The 18,731-nt window shown below is 74.4% G+C and carries 8 protein-coding genes and 1 riboswitch; all 8 genes read left to right on the forward strand.

Translation table 11 applies throughout. From position 1 onward, the window contains the following. The first annotated feature begins 76 nt into the window (after positions 1 to 76). The 8 genes from ABZU75_RS21865 (at position 77) to ABZU75_RS21900 (ending at position 18,502) form a co-directional block, all read left to right on the forward strand. Entirely contained in the window at positions 77 to 4,453 is a 4,377-nt protein-coding gene (locus ABZU75_RS21865; protein WP_355557045.1) for an SDR family NAD(P)-dependent oxidoreductase, read from the forward strand. Beyond that, positions 4,450 to 6,147: a fatty acyl-AMP ligase gene (locus ABZU75_RS21870; protein WP_355557048.1), complete on the forward strand. Its 1,698-nt coding sequence runs from the start codon at positions 4,450 to 4,452 to the stop codon at positions 6,145 to 6,147. Before ABZU75_RS21865 ends, ABZU75_RS21870 begins: the two co-directional genes overlap by 4 nt. Then, positions 6,144 to 8,963: a beta-ketoacyl synthase N-terminal-like domain-containing protein gene (locus ABZU75_RS21875; RefSeq protein WP_355557051.1), complete on the forward strand. Its 2,820-nt coding sequence runs from the start codon at positions 6,144 to 6,146 to the stop codon at positions 8,961 to 8,963. The genes ABZU75_RS21870 and ABZU75_RS21875 overlap by 4 nt, the downstream gene beginning before the upstream one ends. Next, positions 8,960 to 10,372 carry an amino acid adenylation domain-containing protein gene (locus ABZU75_RS21880; RefSeq protein ID WP_355557054.1) on the forward strand — a complete coding sequence of 471 codons (1,413 nt, stop codon included), beginning with the start codon at positions 8,960 to 8,962 and terminating at the stop codon, positions 10,370 to 10,372. Before ABZU75_RS21875 ends, ABZU75_RS21880 begins: the two co-directional genes overlap by 4 nt. An 8-nt stretch (positions 10,373 to 10,380) precedes the next feature. Next, positions 10,381 to 13,506: an amino acid adenylation domain-containing protein gene (locus ABZU75_RS21885; protein ID WP_355557057.1), complete on the forward strand. Its 3,126-nt coding sequence runs from the start codon at positions 10,381 to 10,383 to the stop codon at positions 13,504 to 13,506. A gap of 13 nt (positions 13,507 to 13,519) precedes the next feature. Continuing rightward, the gene (gene panD / locus ABZU75_RS21890; protein ID WP_355557090.1) at positions 13,520 to 13,948 is read left to right on the forward strand and encodes an aspartate 1-decarboxylase; all 429 of its coding nucleotides are present in this window, start codon (positions 13,520 to 13,522) and stop codon (positions 13,946 to 13,948) included. After that, a complete protein-coding gene (locus tag ABZU75_RS21895; protein WP_350925224.1) occupies positions 13,945 to 14,250 on the forward strand; it encodes a phosphopantetheine-binding protein in 306 nt (101 codons plus the stop codon). Before panD ends, ABZU75_RS21895 begins: the two co-directional genes overlap by 4 nt. Positions 14,251 to 14,323: 73 nt before the next feature. Then, positions 14,324 to 18,502: an amino acid adenylation domain-containing protein gene (locus ABZU75_RS21900; protein WP_355557061.1), complete on the forward strand. Its 4,179-nt coding sequence runs from the start codon at positions 14,324 to 14,326 to the stop codon at positions 18,500 to 18,502. Positions 18,503 to 18,582: 80 nt separating this feature from the next. Beyond that, positions 18,583 to 18,658: riboswitch (S-adenosyl-L-homocysteine riboswitch) on the forward strand. The last annotated feature ends 73 nt before the right edge of the window (positions 18,659 to 18,731 follow it).

Genomic DNA, 18,731 nt, shown 5'->3' on the forward strand with positions numbered 1-18,731 from the left:
CCCGGCCGGGAGGCTAGGTGCCGTCCGCGTCCCGCGACGGAAGACGCCGGAGCCGCGCCTGGCGATGCTTCTCGGCATGAACGGTGTCGTTTTCGTCTTTCCCGGCCAGGGTGCCCAGTGGCGTGGCATGGGAAGTGCCCTGCTGGAGCAGGAACCGGTCTTCGCCGCGGCGATCCGGGAGTGCGAGCTCGCGCTCGAACCGTACACGGACCGATCCGTCACCGACGTGCTGGCGGGCAGGGCCGACGCCGACCGGATCGACGTGGTCCAGCCCGCTCTCTTCGCCCTCCAGATCGGGCTGGCCAGGCTCTGGGCGGCCAACGGCGTCGTACCCGCCGCGGTGGTCGGGCACAGCCTGGGCGAGCTCGCCGCCGCCCACGTGGCGGGCGCCCTGACCCTGGCGGAGGCGGCCAGGATCGTCGGCGTCCGCAGCCGGCTCTACCGCAGGCTCAGCGGGGCGGGCGCCATGGCGCTGGTCGGCCTCGGCTGGGAGGAGACCGCCGCCCTGGTCGCCGAGCAGAACGGCCACCGTAGGGCCGCACCCCAGATCCCCGGCGTTCCCGGCGACGGTGGAACCGGCGCCGGCCGGATCTGCCTGGCCGCCACCAACGCGCCCGGCTCGACGGTGGTGGCGGGCGACCACGACGCGGTCCACGCGCTCGTCGAGCAGCTCCGCTGGGAGGACGTCTTCTGCCGCCTGGTCGGCGCCGACGTCGCCGGCCACAGCCACCACGTCGACCCCCTCCTGCCGGACCTGCGCGAGGAACTGGCCGCCCTGGTGCCGAACCGCGCGGGGATCCCGCTCTGGTCGACCGTCACCGGCCGCCCCGGCGCGGTGCTCGACGCCGACTACTGGTGCCGCAACCTGCGCGAGCCCGTCCTGTTCTGGCCGGTGATCCGGCAACTCCTGGACGCGGGCTATGACACGTTCGTCGAGCTCAGCCCGCACCCCACCCTGCTGTCCGGACTGCGCGACATCGACGCCCGGCTGCTGGCGTCCGTGCACAAGGAGGACGACGCCGCCTTCGCGGGCTCGCTCGCCCGCCTGCGCGAGGTGGAGCTCACCGCGGACGGCCCTCTGGGCGACCACCGGGTCGAGGGCCGGCCGGTCTTCCCCGGCGCCGGATACCTGGCGGCCGCCCTGGAACACTCCGGTGCGCTGGCCGGGGTGGAGTTCCACGCCCCGCTGCTCCTGGACGCGCCGCGCCGCCTGGCCACCCGGCTCGACGGTGACGCGATCGACCTCACCGTCGAGGGGCGGACCCACGCCTCGGCCTCCCGCGCGACCCCGCAGACCGTGGCGCACCTGGAGCTGTCGCCGCTCAGGTCCAGGTGCGCCACCCGGATCGGAGCGGAGGAGCTGTATTCGGGCTTCACCGCCAGGGGCATGCGGTACGGTCCGGCCTTCCAGCGGATCGAGGAGGTCTTCACCGCCCCCGGAGAGTCCCTCGCCCGCCTGCGCGCCGCCTCCCCCCTCTCGCCGGCCCGCGACGGCGAGCCCGCCTCCGGCCCCTGGCCGTACCGCCTCGACGTGGCGCTGCTGGACGCCTGCCTGCAGGCGGCGGCGCCCGTCCTCGCCGAAGGCGACGACCTCTACCTGCCCCGGGCGGTGGCCCGGGTGTCGGTGCTCGGCGAGGTCGGCGCGGCCCGCTGGGCGCACGCCAGGGTCGCGTCCGCGACGGGCACCGGCGACGGGGCCGGCGATGGGGCCGGCGCGCACCCGGAGGCGGACGCCGCTCCGTACGAGAACGCCGGAACGGGTGACGGGGCGGAGGTGACGCTCGACATCGACGCCTGCGACGAGGACGGCCGGGTGGTACTGGCACTGCGCGGGGTACGGCTGCACGGGATCGCGCGCGGCGCCGGGGCCGGCGGCTGGACGTACAGCACGCGCTGGGTGCCGGTGGAGACGGGCGCGGACGAGCCGTTCGACGGCGTGGTCCACCGGGTCGAACCGGGACGGCCCGCCGAGGAGGCACTGCGGTCGCTGCTGGAACTGACCCGGGAGCTGATCGCCCAGCCGGAGCCGGACCGGCTGTGGGTGGTGACCAGGAACGCCCAGCCGGTCGAGCCGGGCGACCCGGTGGACCCCGACGCCGCCGCCGTGTGGGGGATGGCGCGCACGATCAGGCACGAACACCCCGAGTTGCGCTGCACCCTGATCGATCTGGACGGCGAGCACGAGCCGTCCTGCTGGACCCCGGGCGACGCCGGCGCCGAGCGGCCCACCTGGAGGCTCGCGGGTGAGAACGAGGTCGCGTTGCGAGGTGGCAGGCCGTTCGCGCCGCGCCTCACCCCGCGACCGGCCGGGCCGCGCGGCCCGCACCGGCTCGTCCAGCGCGCCCGGCAGGACCTGGCCACCCTCTGCCTGGCCGAGGACGTTCCCCGGGCGCCGGGGGCGGGAGAGGTACGGATCCGGGTACACGCCGCCGGGCTCAACTTCAACGACGTGCTGCGCGGGATCGGCATGCTGGGCGAGCAGCCGGAGCCACTCGGCTACGGCCTGGAGTGCGCGGGCGAGGTGACCGCCGTCGGCGGTGGCGTCACGGGCCTGGCCGTAGGCAGCCGGGTGGTGGCCCTGGTCGCCGAGATCGGCGCGATGGCCTCGCACGTCACCGTGGACGCCCGGCTGGCCGTGCCCATCCCCGGCGATCTGGACTTCACCGCGGCGGCGACGCTCCCCGCGGCGTACGTCACCGTGGTCTACGGCATGGAGCGGCTGGCCCGGCTGGAGGCGAGGGAACGGGTGCTGATCCACGCCGCGGCCGGAGGCGTCGGCCAGGCGGCGGTGCGGCTGGCCCGGCGGGCGGGCGCGGAGGTCCTCGCCACCGCGGGCTCGCCCGGCAAGCGGGCCTGGCTCAGGGAACAGGGCATCCGGCACGTCTTCGACTCGCGCTCGCTGGACTTCGCCGACCAGGTCCTGGAGGCCACCGGCGGCGCCGGGGTCGACATGGTGGTCAACTGCCTGGCCGGACAGGCCGTCGACGAGGGGCTGCGGATCCTGGCGCCCTTCGGCCGGTTCGTCGAACTCGGCAAGCGCGACATCGCGGAGAACCGGCCGCTGCCGCTCGCCCCCTTCGCCAAGAGCCTGTCCTTTCACGCGGTGGAGGCGTTCTCGCTGGCCGGACGGCGCCCGGCACTGGTCGGCGCGATGTTGCGCGAGGTGGTGGACGCGGTCGCGGCGGGCGATCTCGGCCCGCTGCCGGTGACGGCCTTCCCGGCGGTGGAGGCCGAGGCGGCGTTCCGGCACATGGCCTCGGCCAGGCACATCGGCAAGGTGGTGCTCACCTTCGACCGGCCCCGGCTGCGCGCCGACGGCACCTACCTGGTCACCGGCGGTCTGGGCGGTCTCGGCCTGGCCGCGGCCGAGGGGCTCGTACGGCAGGGAGCCAGGCATCTCGCCCTGCTGGGCAGGAGCGAGCCCGGGCAGGCCGCGCGGGAGCGGATCGCCGCGCTTCGCGAGGAGGGCGTGCGGGTCGTGGTGCTGGCCGCCGACGTCGCCGACGCGGGCGCGCTGGAGCGGGCGCTCGACGGGCTCCGCGCCCAGGCGCCGCCCATCCGCGGTGTCCTGCACGCCGCCGGGGTGCTGCGCGACCGCACGATCGCCGCCGTCGACCTCGACGAGGTAGCCGAGGTGCTGCGCCCCAAGGTGGCCGGCACCCGCAACCTGCACCGGCTGACCTGTGGCGACCCGGTGGAGCTGTTCGTGCTGTTCTCCTCGGCGGCCGGGCTGCTCGGCTCCGGCGGCCAGGCCGGTTACGCGGCGGCCAACGCCTTCCTGGACGGTTTCGCGCACTGGAGGAGGAACCGGGGCCTGCCCGCCACCAGCGTCGACTGGGGCGTCTGGTCACAGATCGGGCTCGCCGCCCGGCCGGACCGGGCGGGCAGGCTGGCCGACCGGGGCATGGGCTCCATCGACACCGCGTCGGGCCTGCGGATCCTCGCCGAGCTGCTCGCCGAGCTGCCGGCCCAGGTGGCGGTCGTCCCGCTGGACGCGCCCGCCTGGTTCGCGAACAACCCCGGACACGAGCACTGGTCGATCTTCGCCGGGCTGGCGGCCGGCCACGCCGGGGCCGGCCGGCTGAGCATCACGACCCCCCAGGAGCTGGAGCGGGCGCTCGTCGAGTGGGTGGCGGGGGTGCTGCGCATCTCACCGGCCGCGATCGACCCGAAGGCGTCGCTGACCCGGCTGGGACTGGACTCGCTGATGGCCGTCGAACTGCGCAACCTCCTGGAGGCCCGGCTCGGGGTGCGCCTGCCGGCCCCGGCCTTCCTCGACGGTCCCACCGTCACCGAGCTGGCCGGGCGGGTGAGCGCCCATCTGGACGACCGGCCGGCCGGCGAGACCGATACCCGTGACCCGATGGCGGCGCGGCTGGACGCCCTGTCCGACGCCCAGGTGGACGCCCTGCTGGACGAGCTTCTCAACGACCACATCGGAGGTATGGCATGACATTTCATGATTCGGTGCTGGCGTCGCTGCTGAGCACCGCCGACGAGCACAGTGAGCGCCCGGCGCTGACCTTCCTGGGCAGGGACGAGCGCACCCGGTGGACCTTCGCCGAGCTGGCCCTGCGTGCCCGCCAGGTCGCCACCCGCCTCACCGAGGCCGGCGCGTGCGGCGAGCGCGTGCTCCTGGTCTGCCCCTCCTCCGCCGAGTACGCGCCCGTCTTCTACGGCTGCATGCTGGCCGGGGCCCTGCCCGTGCCCGTCTACCTGCCCTCCCTCGCGCACTTCAGATCCGCCTGGTCGAAGATCGCCTCCATCGCCCGCGACTCCGGCGCCGCCTACGCGATCGCCCCCGAGCCGCTCCCCGACGCGGACGCACTGGCGACCCTGCCCGGCTTCCGCGGCTGGCTGCACTTCGCCGACCTGTTCCTCGGCGACGCCGCCGACCACTGGAGGCTGCCCGCACCCGGCGACCTGGCGTTCCTGCAGTACACCTCGGGATCGACCGGCGACCCCAAGGGCGTCATGGTCACCCACGGCGGCCTGACGCACAACGCCCGCGCGGTGGCCGCCGCCGTCGGGGCCACCCACGAGACGACCACGGTCTCCTGGCTGCCGCTCTACCACGACATGGGGATCATCGGATCGCTGCTGTCGCCGCTGCTGTGGGGCGCGCACGTGGTGAAGATGTCGCCGCAGGCGTTCGCCGCCCGGCCGTTCGCCTGGCTGCGGGCCATCTCCGAGCACGGCGGGCAGCTCTGCTACGCGCCCAACTTCGCCTACGAGCTGTGCGCCCGCAAGGTCACCGACGCCGAGATCGCCACCCTGGACCTGAGCGGCTGGCGGGTGGCGATCAACGGTGCCGAGCCGCTCAGGCGGGACACCCTGCGCCGCTTCGCCGAGCGGTTCGCCCCCGCCGGATTCGACGCCGCGAGCCTGCACGTCGGGTACGGCATGGCCGAGGCCACCCTGGTCGTCTCCACCGGGCCGCTGTCGGTCGCCGACCCCGGCGTACGGGTGGGGGAGCGCCACTACGTGCGCTGCGGCACCCCGCTGGACGACACGGTCGTCCAGATCGCCGACCCCGACACCGGGCTGGCGCGGGAGCCCGGCGAGGTGGGCGAGGTGTGGGTGTCGGGACCCTCGGTGGCGGCCGGCTACTGGCAGCGCCCCGACGCCACCGCCGAGACCTTCCACGCCCGGCTGCCGGGACGCCAGGAGAACTTCCTGCGTACCGGAGACCTCGGCGTGCTGGACGGCGACGGCGTGGTGATCGTCGGCCGGCACAAGGACCTGATCGTGCTCAACGGGGTCAACCACTATCCCCAGGACGTCGAGTACACCGTCGAGCGGGTCAGCCCCGCCGTGCGGGGCGGCTGCGGCGCAGCCTTCGCCATCGAGCCCACCGGTGACGTGCCGCAGGCCGAGGCCGCGGTGGTGGTCGCCGAGGTCACGGCCGCGACCGCGGGGGATCTCGGCGAGCTGATCACCGAGATCCGCCTCGCGGTGGCCAGGGAGCACGACGTGCTGCTCGACGGGGTGTTCCTGGTCGAGCCGCGCAGCGTTCCCAAGACCACCAGTGGAAAGATCCGGCGCCGCGAGTGCCGCGCCATGCTGGCGGAGGGCCGCTTCACCGTGCTGGCCGGATGGACCTCGCCCGCCCTCGCGGACGCCGATCCGGTGGCGGCCGGGCGATGAACGTCCTGGACCTGCTGACCTCCCTGGTCGCCGAACGCGCCGGCCTGGCCGATGTCGACGCCGACCGGCTGTTCATCGACTACGGCATCGGCTCGGCCGACGCGGTCGCCCTCGCCGCCGAACTGGAGGCCCGGCTGGGCACCCCGTTGCCGAACACGGTCTTCTACGACCACCCCACCCCGCGCGCCCTGGCCGAACATCTGGCGAGAGCCGTAGCACAACCGGATCGCAGGACCCCCGGCCACGGCACCTCCCGCGCCCGGGGCGGGCATGAGGCCCCCGCCCACTCCGCCGAACCGGTGGCGATCGTCGGCATCGGCTGCCGCCTGCCGGGGGCCGACGGCCCCGGACGGCTCTGGCGGCTGCTGGCGGACGGCGTCGACGCGGTCGGCACGGTGCCGGGCGAGCGGGCCGCGCACCACCCGGGCTGGCGCGAGCCAGGGGTGGGCGAGGGCGGGTTCCTGCCGGACGTGGAGGGCTTCGACCCGGCGTTCTTCACGGTCAACGCCCGCGAGGCGGAGGCGATGGACCCGCAGCAGCGGCTGCTGCTGGAGGTCGCGCACGAGTCCCTGCAGGACGCCGGGCTCCGCCTCGCCGATCTGGCCGGGAGCCAGACGGGCGTGTTCGCGGGCATCAGCAGCGGGGACTTCCTGGTCAGCAGCTTCAGCCCGGGACTCGCCGCGGCCGAGCCCGGCCTCTACACCCCGACCGGTGTGGCGCACAGCGTGGCCGCCAACCGCATCTCCTACGTCTTCGATCTGCACGGCCCCTCGATGTCCGTCGACACCGCCTGCTCGTCGTCGCTGGTCGCCGTCCACCAGGCGGTGACCGCACTGCGGACGGGGCAGTGCGACATCGCCCTCGCCGGCGGGGTCAACGCCATCCTCTCGCCGGACATCGGCCTGTGCTTCCGTACGGCGGGCGTGCTGGCCCCCGACGGCCGGTGCAAGTCCTTCGGCGCCGGGGCCGACGGCATGGGCCGCTCCGAGGGCGCCGTCATGGTGACGCTCCGGCGCCTGGGCGACGCGCTCGCCGCCGGGGACCGGATCTACGCCCTCATCCTCGGTGGCGCGGTCAACAGCGACGGGCGTACCAACGGTCTGATGTCGCCGAGCGCCCCCGCGCAGGTACGGCTGCTGCGCGCGGCATGCCGCGCCGCGGGGGTCGACCCCGGTGACGTCGGCTACGTCGAGGCGCACGGCTCGGGCACCCGGCTGGGCGACCTGATGGAGCTGCGCGCCCTGTCGGAGGTGCTGGGCACGGCGCCGCGCCGCGCCGCGCTGCGGATCGGCTCGGTCAAGAGCAACCTGGGGCACCTGGAGGCGGCGGCCGGTGCGGCCGGCCTGGCCAAGCTGGCCCTCGCGCTCTTCCACGGCACGCTGCCTGCCAGCCTGCACGCCACCGAGCTCGCCGAGGACTTCGACTGGTCCGGCGGCGGCCTGCGCGTGCAGCGGAGCCTGGAACCCTGGACCGGCCGCCTGGCCGGCGTCAGCTCCTTCGGTTTCGGCGGCACCAACGCCCATCTGATCCTCCAGGCACCGCCCGAGCGGCGGCGCACACCCGTCACGCGTGGAGGCGTTCCCGCCCGGCGGCAGGCCTGGGAGGACTGCGAGGGGGGACCGCCCGCCGAGACGTGGTCGTATCCACCGGCAACGGTTTCGCGCACCCGCCACTACCTGCCGCTCTCGGCGCACACGCACGCCGGGCTGCGGGAGCTGGTCGTGCGCTGGCGGACCGCGCTGGACGATCCGGAACTGGACCTGGCGGCGGCCTGCCACACGGCCGGGGAACGGCGCGACCACCACGCCTACCGGGTCGGGGTGACCGGCGCCGACGCCGCCGAGCTGAGCCGGGAGCTCGACAGGGCACTGACCGATCTGGCCGCCGCGACACCCGGCGGCGCGGCACCCGGCGGCCTGGCCCTGGTCTTCGCCGACGAGCCGGGCGCCGGGACGGCCGCCGCGCACGCCGGCCTCGCCGCCGAACTGCGCCGGGCGGGCGTCCGTCCCGACCTGGTGATCGGCCACGGCGCGGGGGAGGTCGCCGCCGCCCGCCACCGCGGCGTGCTGTCGCCCACCGCCGCGGACGCCGTCGCCGGGCACCGTGCCAGACTGCTGGCCAGGTCGGCGCCGGTGCACGCGCTACGGGTGCGGCTGGCGCGCAGGCTGGCGGAGGCGCTGTGCGCGCGGATCGGTCCCGCGCTCGCGGTGGCCACCGTGGAGGACGCGCAGACCTGTGTCATCGTCGGTCCCCGGGCCGCGCTGGCCACCCTGGCCGCCACCCTCAGCGCGGGAGACGTGCTCTGCGGCGACCTCGGCCCCGCCACCGCCGACCACAGCGCGCTGGCCGCGCCACTCGCCGCCGAGCTGGAACTCGCCCTGCAGGGGCTGCCCGTCAACACCGGTGAGACGGCGGCGCTGTCGACGCTCACCGGCGGGCCGGTCGACGGCCGCGCGCAGGGCGCCCGGCACTGGGCGCGCCACCTGGCCACCCCGAGCCTGCTCGGCGACGCGCTCGCCCTCGCACTGGACCGGGGAGTACGCACCTTCGTGGAGATCGGTGCCGCCGAACTCGGCCCCCGGCTGCGCGGCGCCTCGGGGGGCAGGCAGGCTCGCGTGGTGCGTCACGCGAGCGCGAGCGACCTGCCCGGCGTGCTGATCCGCCTCTACGAGCTCGGCCACGACCTCGACTGGGCCAAGCTCAACCCACCGGGGGCCGTGGCGTCCATCCCACTGCTCCCCTGGTCCCGCGAACGGCCCGCGCACCTGCCCGCGTCCGGCCACGCCGGCACCGTCCCGCAGGAGGTGGTCGCGTGAACACCGTCCTGCACGAGGTGGCCCGGCAGGTGAGACACGCGCCCGGCGCGGTCGCCGTCCTCGACCCGGCCTCCGAGCTCAGCTACGGGCGACTGGCCGCCCGTGCCAACGCGGTGGCCGACGCCCTGCGGGAGAGAGGGGCACGCCCCGGTGACGTGGTCGGTGTCGCGCTGCCCCGCTCGGCCGACTACGTGGCGGTGATCCTGGGCATCTGGCAGGCCGGCGCGGTCTTCCTGCCCCTCGATCCGGCCCTGCCGCCCGAGCGGCTGCGCTTCCAGCAGCGCCAGGCGGGCATGAGCCTGCTCCTCGACTCCATACCGGGCGTCGAGGGCGCCGAGGGCGCCGAGGGCACGGCCGAGTTGCGGACGGGTGACGCCGAGCCGGAGCGGTGCGCGTACGTGATGTTCACCTCCGGTTCCACCGGGCGGCCCAAGGCGGTGCTGGTCTCGCACGCCTCACTGCACAACTGCGTGCGCGCCGTCGCCGAACTGCTCGGCCCCGGCCCCGCCGACCGGTACGCCGCCAACCAGACCTTCTCCTTCGACATCGCGCTGCTGGAGATGTTCGTCCCGCTCAGCCACGGCGGCGCGACCCTGGTGACCTCCGAGGCGCTCCAGGCCGCCCCGGAACGGCTGGTGGGCTGGCTGGAGAGGCACCGCGCCACCGTCGTGCACGCCACCCCCACCGCCTGGCGCTTTCTGCTGCCGTACCTGACGCCGGGGCGCGAGGAACTGCAGGCCGTCTGCGGCGGCGAGGTGCTGACCGCCCGGCTGGCCGCCGAGCTGGCCGGGCGCGCCGGGCGCGTCTGGAACTTCTACGGCCCCACCGAGGTCACCGTGTGGTGCACCGCCGGGCTCGTCACCGCCCAAGAGCCGGACCCGCTGCCGGTGGGCAGGCCGCTGGCCGGTTACCACGTCGTCCTGCTCGACGACGCCGGTGAACGGGTACCGGACGGCGAGCAGGGCGAGATCCACGTCGGCGGGCTCGGCGTGGCCCTCGGTTACGGCGGCGCCCCCGAGCTGACCGCCGAACGGTTCGTCGACCACCCCGAGCACGGCAGGCTCTACCGGACCGGCGACCTGGGCCGGCTGCGCCCCGACGGCCGGCTCTGGTTCACCGGGCGCCGTGACCGGCAGGTCCAGCTGCGCGGCTACCGGATCGAACTGGGTGAGATCGAGTGCGTGGCCCAGGAGCACCCGCTGGTCGAGCTGGCCGCCGCGCACATCGTGGACGAGGGCCTGCTGCTGTTCGCCCAGGGGGATATCACCCCTCGGGCGCTGCGCAAGCACCTGGCCGCCCACCTGCCCGCCTACATGATCCCGTCCAGGATCGAGGTGCGCGGCGCCTTCCCGCTGACTCCCACCAAGAAGATCGACCGCGTCGCCCTGCTGGCGTCGGCGAACCGTTAGGAGAAGTCGTGGCCGGATTGCACGAGCTGGTCGAAGCCCAGGTGGAGCGGACCCCCCGCGCCGTGGCCGTCATCGATGCCGACGGCCACACCCTGACCTACCGCGAGCTGGACCGGCGCGCCAACCAGCTCGCCCACCACCTGCGCGAGCTGGGAGTGGTAGCCGACACCCCCGTGGCGGTGTGCGTGCACCGGGGACTGGACCTGGTCATCGCGCTGTGCGGCATCCTCAAGGCGGGCGGATCCTACCTGCCGATCGACCCCGACGCGCCGCCCGCCCGGGCGCGGCTCATGGTCGCCGAGGGCGCGGCGCCGGTGTCGGTGGGCGAGCAGGCACTCGCCCACCTGCTGCCCGGCGACCTCACCCGCGTCGTGCTGCTCGACCGCGACAGCGCGCTGCTCGACCGTCACCCGACGACCCCCGCCGGCTCCGGGGTAGGCCCGGGCAACCTGGTCTCCCTCTACTACACCTCCGGCTCGACGGGCACTCCCAAGGGGGTCGCCAGCACGCACGGGGGCTGGGTCAACCGGATGCGGTGGATGCAGGCCGAGCACCGCCTCGAACCAGGCGAGGCCGTGCTGCACAAGACCACGCTCAGCTTCGACGACTCGGCGGTGGAGGTGTTCTGGCCGCTGTCGACCGGCGGGGTGGTGGCGATCCTGCCGCCGGGCGAGCACCGGGACCCGGTGGCGCTGCTGGAGGCCACCTCGCGCTTCGGCGCCGCCGTCGTGCAGTTCGTGCCCAGCATGCTCGCGCTGTTCCTGGCGGCGCACCGCCGCGCCGGGCTGCCGCCGCTGCCACACCTGCGCCACGTGATCTCCAGCGGGGAGGCGCTGACCGCACCCCTGGCGCTCGCCTTCCACGAGCAGATCGGCGTGTACGGCTGCGGGCTGCACAACCAGTGGGGCGCCACCGAGGTGTCGATCGACTCCACCCTGTACACCTACGACCCGCACGACCCGCACGCGGGCCCGGTCGTCTCCATCGGAACACCCTTCACCGGCAACACCGTGCACGTGCTGGACGAGGCGGGAGAGCTCGTACCCGATGGTGCGGCGGGCGAGCTGTTCATCGGCGGGATCGGCCTGGCGCGCGGCTACCACCGCAGGCCCGCGCTGACCGCCGAGCGCTTCGTCCCCGACCCGTACGGCCCGCCGGGCTCGCGGCTGTACCGCACCGGCGACCTGGGGCGGCGCCGCCCCGACGGCGCCCTGGACTTCCTCGGCCGCACCGACCACCAGGTCAAGATCCGCGGGGTACGGGTCGAACTGGGCGAGATCGAGGCCACCCTGGACGCCCATCCCGGGGTCGAGCGCTCCGCCGTCACGGTCGCCGGGGAACGCCTGCTCGGCTACGTGGTGGCCTCCGGTGCCGCCCCCGACCCGGCGGAGCTGCGGGCCCATCTGGTCGACCGGCTCCCGCCCTACCTCATCCCCGCGCAGCTCGCGGTGATCGACCGGATGCCGCTGACCAGCAGCGGGAAGGTGGACCGGGCCGCGCTGCCGGAGATCACCCCGCCCGCCGAGCGGGCCGAGGGGAGGCCCCCGGTCACCGCCGTGCAGCAGGCGCTGGCCACCATCTGGGCCGACGTCCTGGACCTGGACACGGTCTGCCTGGACGACAACTTCTTCGAGCTGGGCGGCAACTCCCTGCTCGCCACCCAGGTCATGTTCCGCATCCAGGACGATCTGCGCATCGACTTCCCGCTCTACCTGCTCTTCTCCGCCGAGTCGCTGGAGGAGCTCGCCGAGGAGGTGGCCGAGACCCGCGCCGAGCAGCTTCCGCCGCTGCCGAGGGTGTCCCGCGAGGGGACACTGCCGCTCTCCTACGGCCAGGAACGCCTCTGGTTCCTGCACCGGCTGGCACCCGGCTCGACCGCGTACAACGTGCCGACCGCCTGCCGCCTGCACGGCCACCTCGATGTGGCGGCGTTCCGCCAGGCGTTCGACGAACTGGTCGCCCGGCACGAGATCCTGCGGACCCGGTACGTGGAGAGCCCCGAAGGCATCCCCGAGGTGCGCGTCGACGCTCACGGACCCCGGCTGAGGTTCGGCGTCGCGCCCGGCGAGACCCGCATCGCCCGCGAGAGCGCCGCCTCCGACGCCCTGCAGGCCGACTGGGAAACCCCCTTCGACCTCGCCGCCGCCGCGCCGGTGCGGGCCAGGCTGACCAGGTTGGACGCCTACGAGCACGTGTTCTCCCTGGTCATCCACCACGTCGGTTACGACGCCGCCTCCGAGCAGGTGCTCTGGCAGGAGCTGGCCACCCTGTACGAGGCCGCGCTGGCCGGGCGGCCCGCCGTGCTCCCCGAGCCGGCCGCGCAGTACGTGGACTACGCCGCCTGGCAGCGTGAGCACGCCGCGGGTGGCGAGCAGCTCGACTACTGGCGCGCCCAGCTGGCCGGGATCACCCCGGCCGAGCTGCCCATCGACCGGCCGCGCCCGCCCGTGCAGACCTACGCGGGCGCCAGGGTCTCCTTCATGATCGAAGAACGGGTCACCGAGGAGTTGCGCCGGCTCGGCCGCGAGGCGGGCACGACGCTCTTCGCCGCCCTGCTCGGAGCCTTCCAGGCCACGCTCTTCCAGGCGTGCGGCGGCGCCGACGTCGCGGTGGGCTCCCCGGTACCCGGCCGTACCCGCCCGGAGACCGAGCAGATGATCGGTTTCTTCGTCAACACGCTGGTGCTGCGCACCCCCTGCGGCGGCGACCCGACCTTCGCCGAACTGCTCGGCCGCGTCCGCGAGGTGGTCCACGGCGCCTACGCCCACCAGGACGTCCCGCTGGAGCGGCTGGTCCAGGCGCTGCGCCCGCCGCGCGCGCCCGGCCGCTCCCCCTTCTTCGACGTCATCTTCAACGGCGTCCCGCTCAGCGCGCTCACCGGCGCCGAGGGCGTACGCCTGCCACAGCTGACGGTGACCCCCATCGACCTGGCGACCCGTACCACGGTCGCCGACCTCGTCTGCTCGGTCGCGGAGACCCCGGACTCGATCATCGGCGAGGTCGCCTACAACACCGGCCTGTTCGACGGATCCACCGTCGAGAGTCTGGTGGATGCATGGCTGCATCTGCTGGGAGCGGCGGTGCGTGACCCGCACGCGCCGCTCTCGGCACTGTCACCAGCCTCCCATGTGTGAACGGAAGCCCGAGATGCTGCGCACGATGTTCAAATCCAAGATCCACCGAGCGACGGTCACCCACGCGAACCTGCACTACGTCGGCTCGGTGACGATCGACGAGAACCTGATGGACGCCGCCGACCTGCTGGACGGCGAGCAGGTGGCGATCGTCGACATCACCAACGGCGCCCGCCTGGAGACGTACGTCATCGCCGGGGAGCGCGGCAGCGGGGTGATCGGCATCAACGGAGCCGCCGCCCACCTGGTCGCGCCCGGGGACATGGTGATCCTGATCTCCTACGGCCAGTACTCGGGCGAAGAGCTGCCGGGCTACCGGCCCCGGGTCGTCCATGTGGACGGGGCCAACCGGATCGTCGACGTCGGCCACGACCCCGCCCGCCCGGTGCCGGGGGCAGAAGACCAGCTCGCACCCGCGGGTGCGGCGAGGAGGACACGATGAGCGCGCCCACGCACACCCCCGTCCACCAGGCGCTGGCCGACGACTGGACGCTGCTGCTCGGCCTGGACGGTGTCGGTTTCGACGACGACTTCTTCGAGGCCGGGGGCCACTCGCTGGTCGCCATCCAGCTCGTCGCCAGGATCCGGGCACGGCACGGCGTCGAGGTGCCGGTCGCGGACGTGTTCACCCACCCGACGGTGGGCGAGCTGGCGCAGGTCGTCATCGGCCTGCTGGAAGACGGAGCGTCACCCCTCCCACCGCACTCGCCGCTGGAGGTGGAAGGTGCCGGTCGTAGCGCCTGAGACATCCTCGTCCGGAGCTTCCCCCGCCGGGACGCCCCGGTCCGAAGAGCCGCCGGCCGAGGCGCCCCCGGCCGTGACCTCTCCCGCTGGGACGCCGCTGTCGTACGCCCAGGAACGGATGTGGCTCGGTCACCAGCTGGACCCCGCGGGGACGGAGTACAACGTCTGCCTGGCGCTGCGCCTGCGCGGCCCGCTGGACGTCCCGGCACTCGCCGGGGCGCTCGGCGACGTCGTCGCCCGCCACCAGGCGCTGCGCACCGTCTACCCGAACGTCGAAGGACGGCCGGTGGCCTCGGTGCTGCCACCGGCGCCGGTCGAGCTGCCGGTACACCCCGTGGCGTCGGAGGAGGAGGCCCGCAGGACGGCCGTCGCCGAGGCGCGGCGGCCGTTCGACCTGGCCGCCGGGCCGGTGCTGCGCGTCCAGCTCGCCCGGCTGGCCGCCGACGACCACGTCCTGGTACTCGCCGTGCACCACATCGCCTTCGACGAGTGGTCCATGGGCGTCTTCCTCGGCGAGCTCGACGCCCTCTACCGGGCACACCTCGCCGGGCTGCCCGACCCGCTGCCCCCGCTGCCCGCCGGGTACGACGAGGTGGTGGCCGCCGAGCGGGCCGTGGATCTGGCGCCCGCCCTGGCGCACTGGCGCGGCGCCCTGGCCGGCCTGCCCGCGCTCGACCTGCCCACCGACCGCGTCCCCGCCACGAAGACCGCCGCCGAGCCCGCCACGGAGGGGGCGACGCTGACCTTCACCGTGCCGGCCGCCACCGCCGCCGTGCTCGGCACCGTCGCCCGGCGCTGCCGGGCCACCCCGTACATGGCCGGGCTCGCCGCGTTCGCCGCGCTGCTGTCGCGCCACTGCGGCCAGGACGACATCGCGCTCGGCAGCACCGTCGCCAACCGCGCCGTGCCGCACTCCGAGCACCTCGTCGGCGCCTTCTTCAACACCGTCGTGATGCGCGCCGACCTGTCGGGCGACCCGAGCTTCACCGAGTTGCTCCGCCGGGTCCGCGCCTACTGCCTGGACGCCCTCACCCACCAGCACCTGCCGTACCCGATGCTCGCCCAGGGCCGCGCCCCGCTCTTCCGCGTCCTGTACGAGCTGCACGCCGGCCTGCCGGGGAGCACGGCCCTCGGCGACCTGGCCGTGGAGCCGTTCGAGTTCCCCGACACCGCGGCCAAGTACGACCTCGCGCTGTCCCTGATGCCGGCAGGCGGCCACCTGCTGGGGCACCTGACCTACCGCGTCGACCTGTTCGAGCCCGGCACCGCCCGGCGGCTCGCCGAGTCCTTCGTCCACCTGCTCGCCCAGGTCGCCGCCGCGCCCGACGTACCGCTCAGCGCCCTGGAGATCCTCCCGCCCGCCGAGCGCGAGACGCTGCTCGCGGCCTGCCGGGGGCCGGAACCACTGGGGTCGCCGGACGGTTGCGCGCACCAGCTCTTCGAGCGGCAGGCCCGGCGCACCCCCCAGGCCGTCGCGCTGACCTTCGGCGGGACCCGGCTGAGCTACCGGGAACTGAACGCCAGGGCCAACCGGATCGCGCACTGGCTGCGCGGCAGAGGCATCGGCCCGGAGAGCATCGTCGCCGTCCGCCTGCGACGCTCCGACTGGCTCGTCGCCGCCTTCCTCGGCATCTGGAAGGCCGGGGCCGCCTACCTGCCGCTCGACCCCCATCTGCCGTCCGCCCGGCTGGAGTACATGCTGGCCGACTCCGGTGCCCGGCTGGTGCTGGACGATGAGGCCGCCCTGGAAGCCGAGAGCGCCGGACATCCCTCCGGCGACCCGGACCCGACCGCCGCGTCCGGCAACCTGGCCTACCTCATCTACACCTCGGGCTCGACCGGGCGTCCCAAGGGCGTCATGGTCGGGCACCGGGGCCTGGTGAACTTCCTGCGCTGGTGCGTGTCGGCCTACGCCGTCGGCGGCGTGGGCGGGGCCCCGCTCTTCTCCTCGGTCGCCTACGACATGGTCGTGCCCAACATCTACACGCCGCTGGTGGTGGGCCAGTGCCTGCACATCGCCGCCGAGGACACCGCCCTCGACGAGCTGGGCACCGCGCTGTCGGCCCGGCCGTACGGGTTCGTCAAGCTCACCCCCGGACACCTGGAGGTCCTGGCCGGGCAGCTCTCCGCCGAGCAGGCCGCGGGACTGGCCGGGGTCCTGGTGGTGGGCGCCGACGCCTTCCCCAGCCGGGCGCTGGCGTTCTGGCAGGCGCTGGACCCGGCACCGGTGCTGCTCAACGAGTACGGCCCGACCGAGGCGTCCGTCGCCAACTGCGTGCACACCGTGACCGGCCCGATCGGCGGAGAGCTGGTCCCCATCGGCAGGCCCATCCCCGGCACCGCCATGTACGTGCTGGACGACGCCATGCGTCCGCTCCCGATGGGGGTGCCCGGCGAGTTGTACATCGGCGGCGAGTGCGTGGTGCGCGGCTACCACGGCAGGCCCGCGCTGACCGCCGAGCGCTTCCTGCCCGACCCCTTCGGCCCGCCGGGCTCGCGGCTCTACCGCACCGGGGACCTGGGCAGGCTCCGCGCCGACGGGGAGTTCGAGTTCCTCGGCAGGCTCGACGACCAGGTGAAGGTGAGGGGATTCCGTGTCGAGTTGGGAGAGGTCGAGGCCGCCCTGGACGAACTGCCGGGCGTCGACCAGTCGGTCGTCATCGCCGCACCCGTACCTGAGCCCCGGCCCGGACCTGGGACCGTACCCGTCCCTGAGCCCCGGCCCGGATCTGGAACCGTACCCGTACCCGAGCCCCGGCCTGGACCTGGGACCGTACCCGTACCCGAGCCCCGGCCCGGCTCCGGAGGAGGGCGAAGGCTCGTCGCCTACGTCGTCGGCACCGCCACGGCGGCCGAGATGCGCGCGGGCCTGGCCCGGAGCCTGCCCGAGTACATGGTGCCCTCGGTCTTCGTGCCGCTGCCCGCGATCCCGCTCAACCGCAACGGCAAGGTGGACCGATCCGCGCTGCCGGAGGTGAACGCCGCCACCGTGCGGGACGCGGAGGAGGAGCCCGCTCCGCGCTGGGCGCGTACCGCCGTCGAGGGGCAGATCGCCGACCTGATCGCCGGGCTGCTCGGGATCGGCTCCGACGACGTCGGCGCGGACGAGGACCTGTTCGCCAGGGGTATCGACTCCCTCGGCGCGGTACGGCTGATGGCGAGCGTGGAACAGCGCCTGGGCGTGAAGGTCAAGCTTCGCAGGTTCCTGGCCAACGCCACGGTCAGCGGCCTGGCCACCCTGGTGTCCGCGGCCGTCCCCGGTTCCGACCGTGGCTTCGGGCACGCCTCCGGCGGGTCTTCGGGGCACGGCGCGGACCGTGGCTCCGAGCACGACCCGGCCCCCGGCGCCGACAGCGGCCCCGATCCCGGCCCCGCCTCCGGCTCCTCCGGTCTCGGTCACGGCCAAAAGAACGGCTCCGGCCCCGCCCGGGAGCCCGGCCACGGTGCCGACCTGGGGAGTGACGGTGCTCCGGCCGCCACGCTCCCCGTGATCACCCCGCTGGCCGTCTCCTCGTCCGCCGGAGCCCCGCTGTACTGCTTCCATCCGCTCGGCGGCTCCGCGCGCTGCTACGCGGGGCTGGCGGCCAGGCTCGCCGCGTACCGGCCGGTCCACGCGCTGCAGGCGCTGGAGTCGGGGATGAAAGCCGGTTCGCTGCCGGACATGGCCGCCAGGTACGCCCGGGAGCTGGCCGGTTCGGGACTGGACCTGGCGCGTCCGTACACGCTCGCCGGCTGGTCCGCGGGCGGTGTGCTGGCCTTCGAGACGGCCAGGCGGCTACAGGCGCTCGGCCACCAGGTCGACCAGGTGGTGCTGATCGACTCGGTGCTGCCCGAGGTGTTCGTGACCGACCTACTGGGCGAGCTGGCCGAACTGGAGGCGCTGATCGACCGGCTGGCCCCGCTGGGCGCCGCCGAGGCCCGGCAGACCCTGCTCGACTCGAAGGTGGGCTTCTTCGCAGGGCTGGGCATGACCTCCTCCCAGGTGGCCGCCTACCACGAGGCGTACGGGCCGGAGCTGCTGCGGCTCTGGCGCGACAGCCTGCGCGGCCTGGCCGACTACCGGGCCGGCTGGTTCCACGGCCGGGTCACCCTGTTGGCCAGCGAGTCGCATCCGCCCGCGCTGCGCGCCGTCCAGGAGGCGGGCTGGCGCCAGACCGTCTCAGACCTGGCCGTCCACGAGATCCCCGGAGAGCACCACGAACTTCTCCGCGCCCCGCACGTCGACCTGATCAGTCGTTTCCTCACCGGCTGAGGACGCCGTCCGTGCCTCCGCGCCACCCGGACCGAGGAGCGGTTTTGGCGTCCTCATTTCTTTTCGGTACTCTCGATCTCCAGGTCGAGAGGCGCTGCAACGGGCTCAGGCCCGCCACGCTCGACCGCGATCGTCTACCAAGGGCGCCTCCCACAACGGGAGGTGGTCTGGTGAACAATTCCCTGAGGCACGGCGACGAGCACGGGCGTGACAGCGGAGCGAGTCACGG

It is taken from the genome of Streptosporangium sp. NPDC005286 (genome assembly GCF_040607515.1).
Taxonomy (GTDB): Bacteria; Actinomycetota; Actinomycetes; order Streptosporangiales; family Streptosporangiaceae; genus Streptosporangium.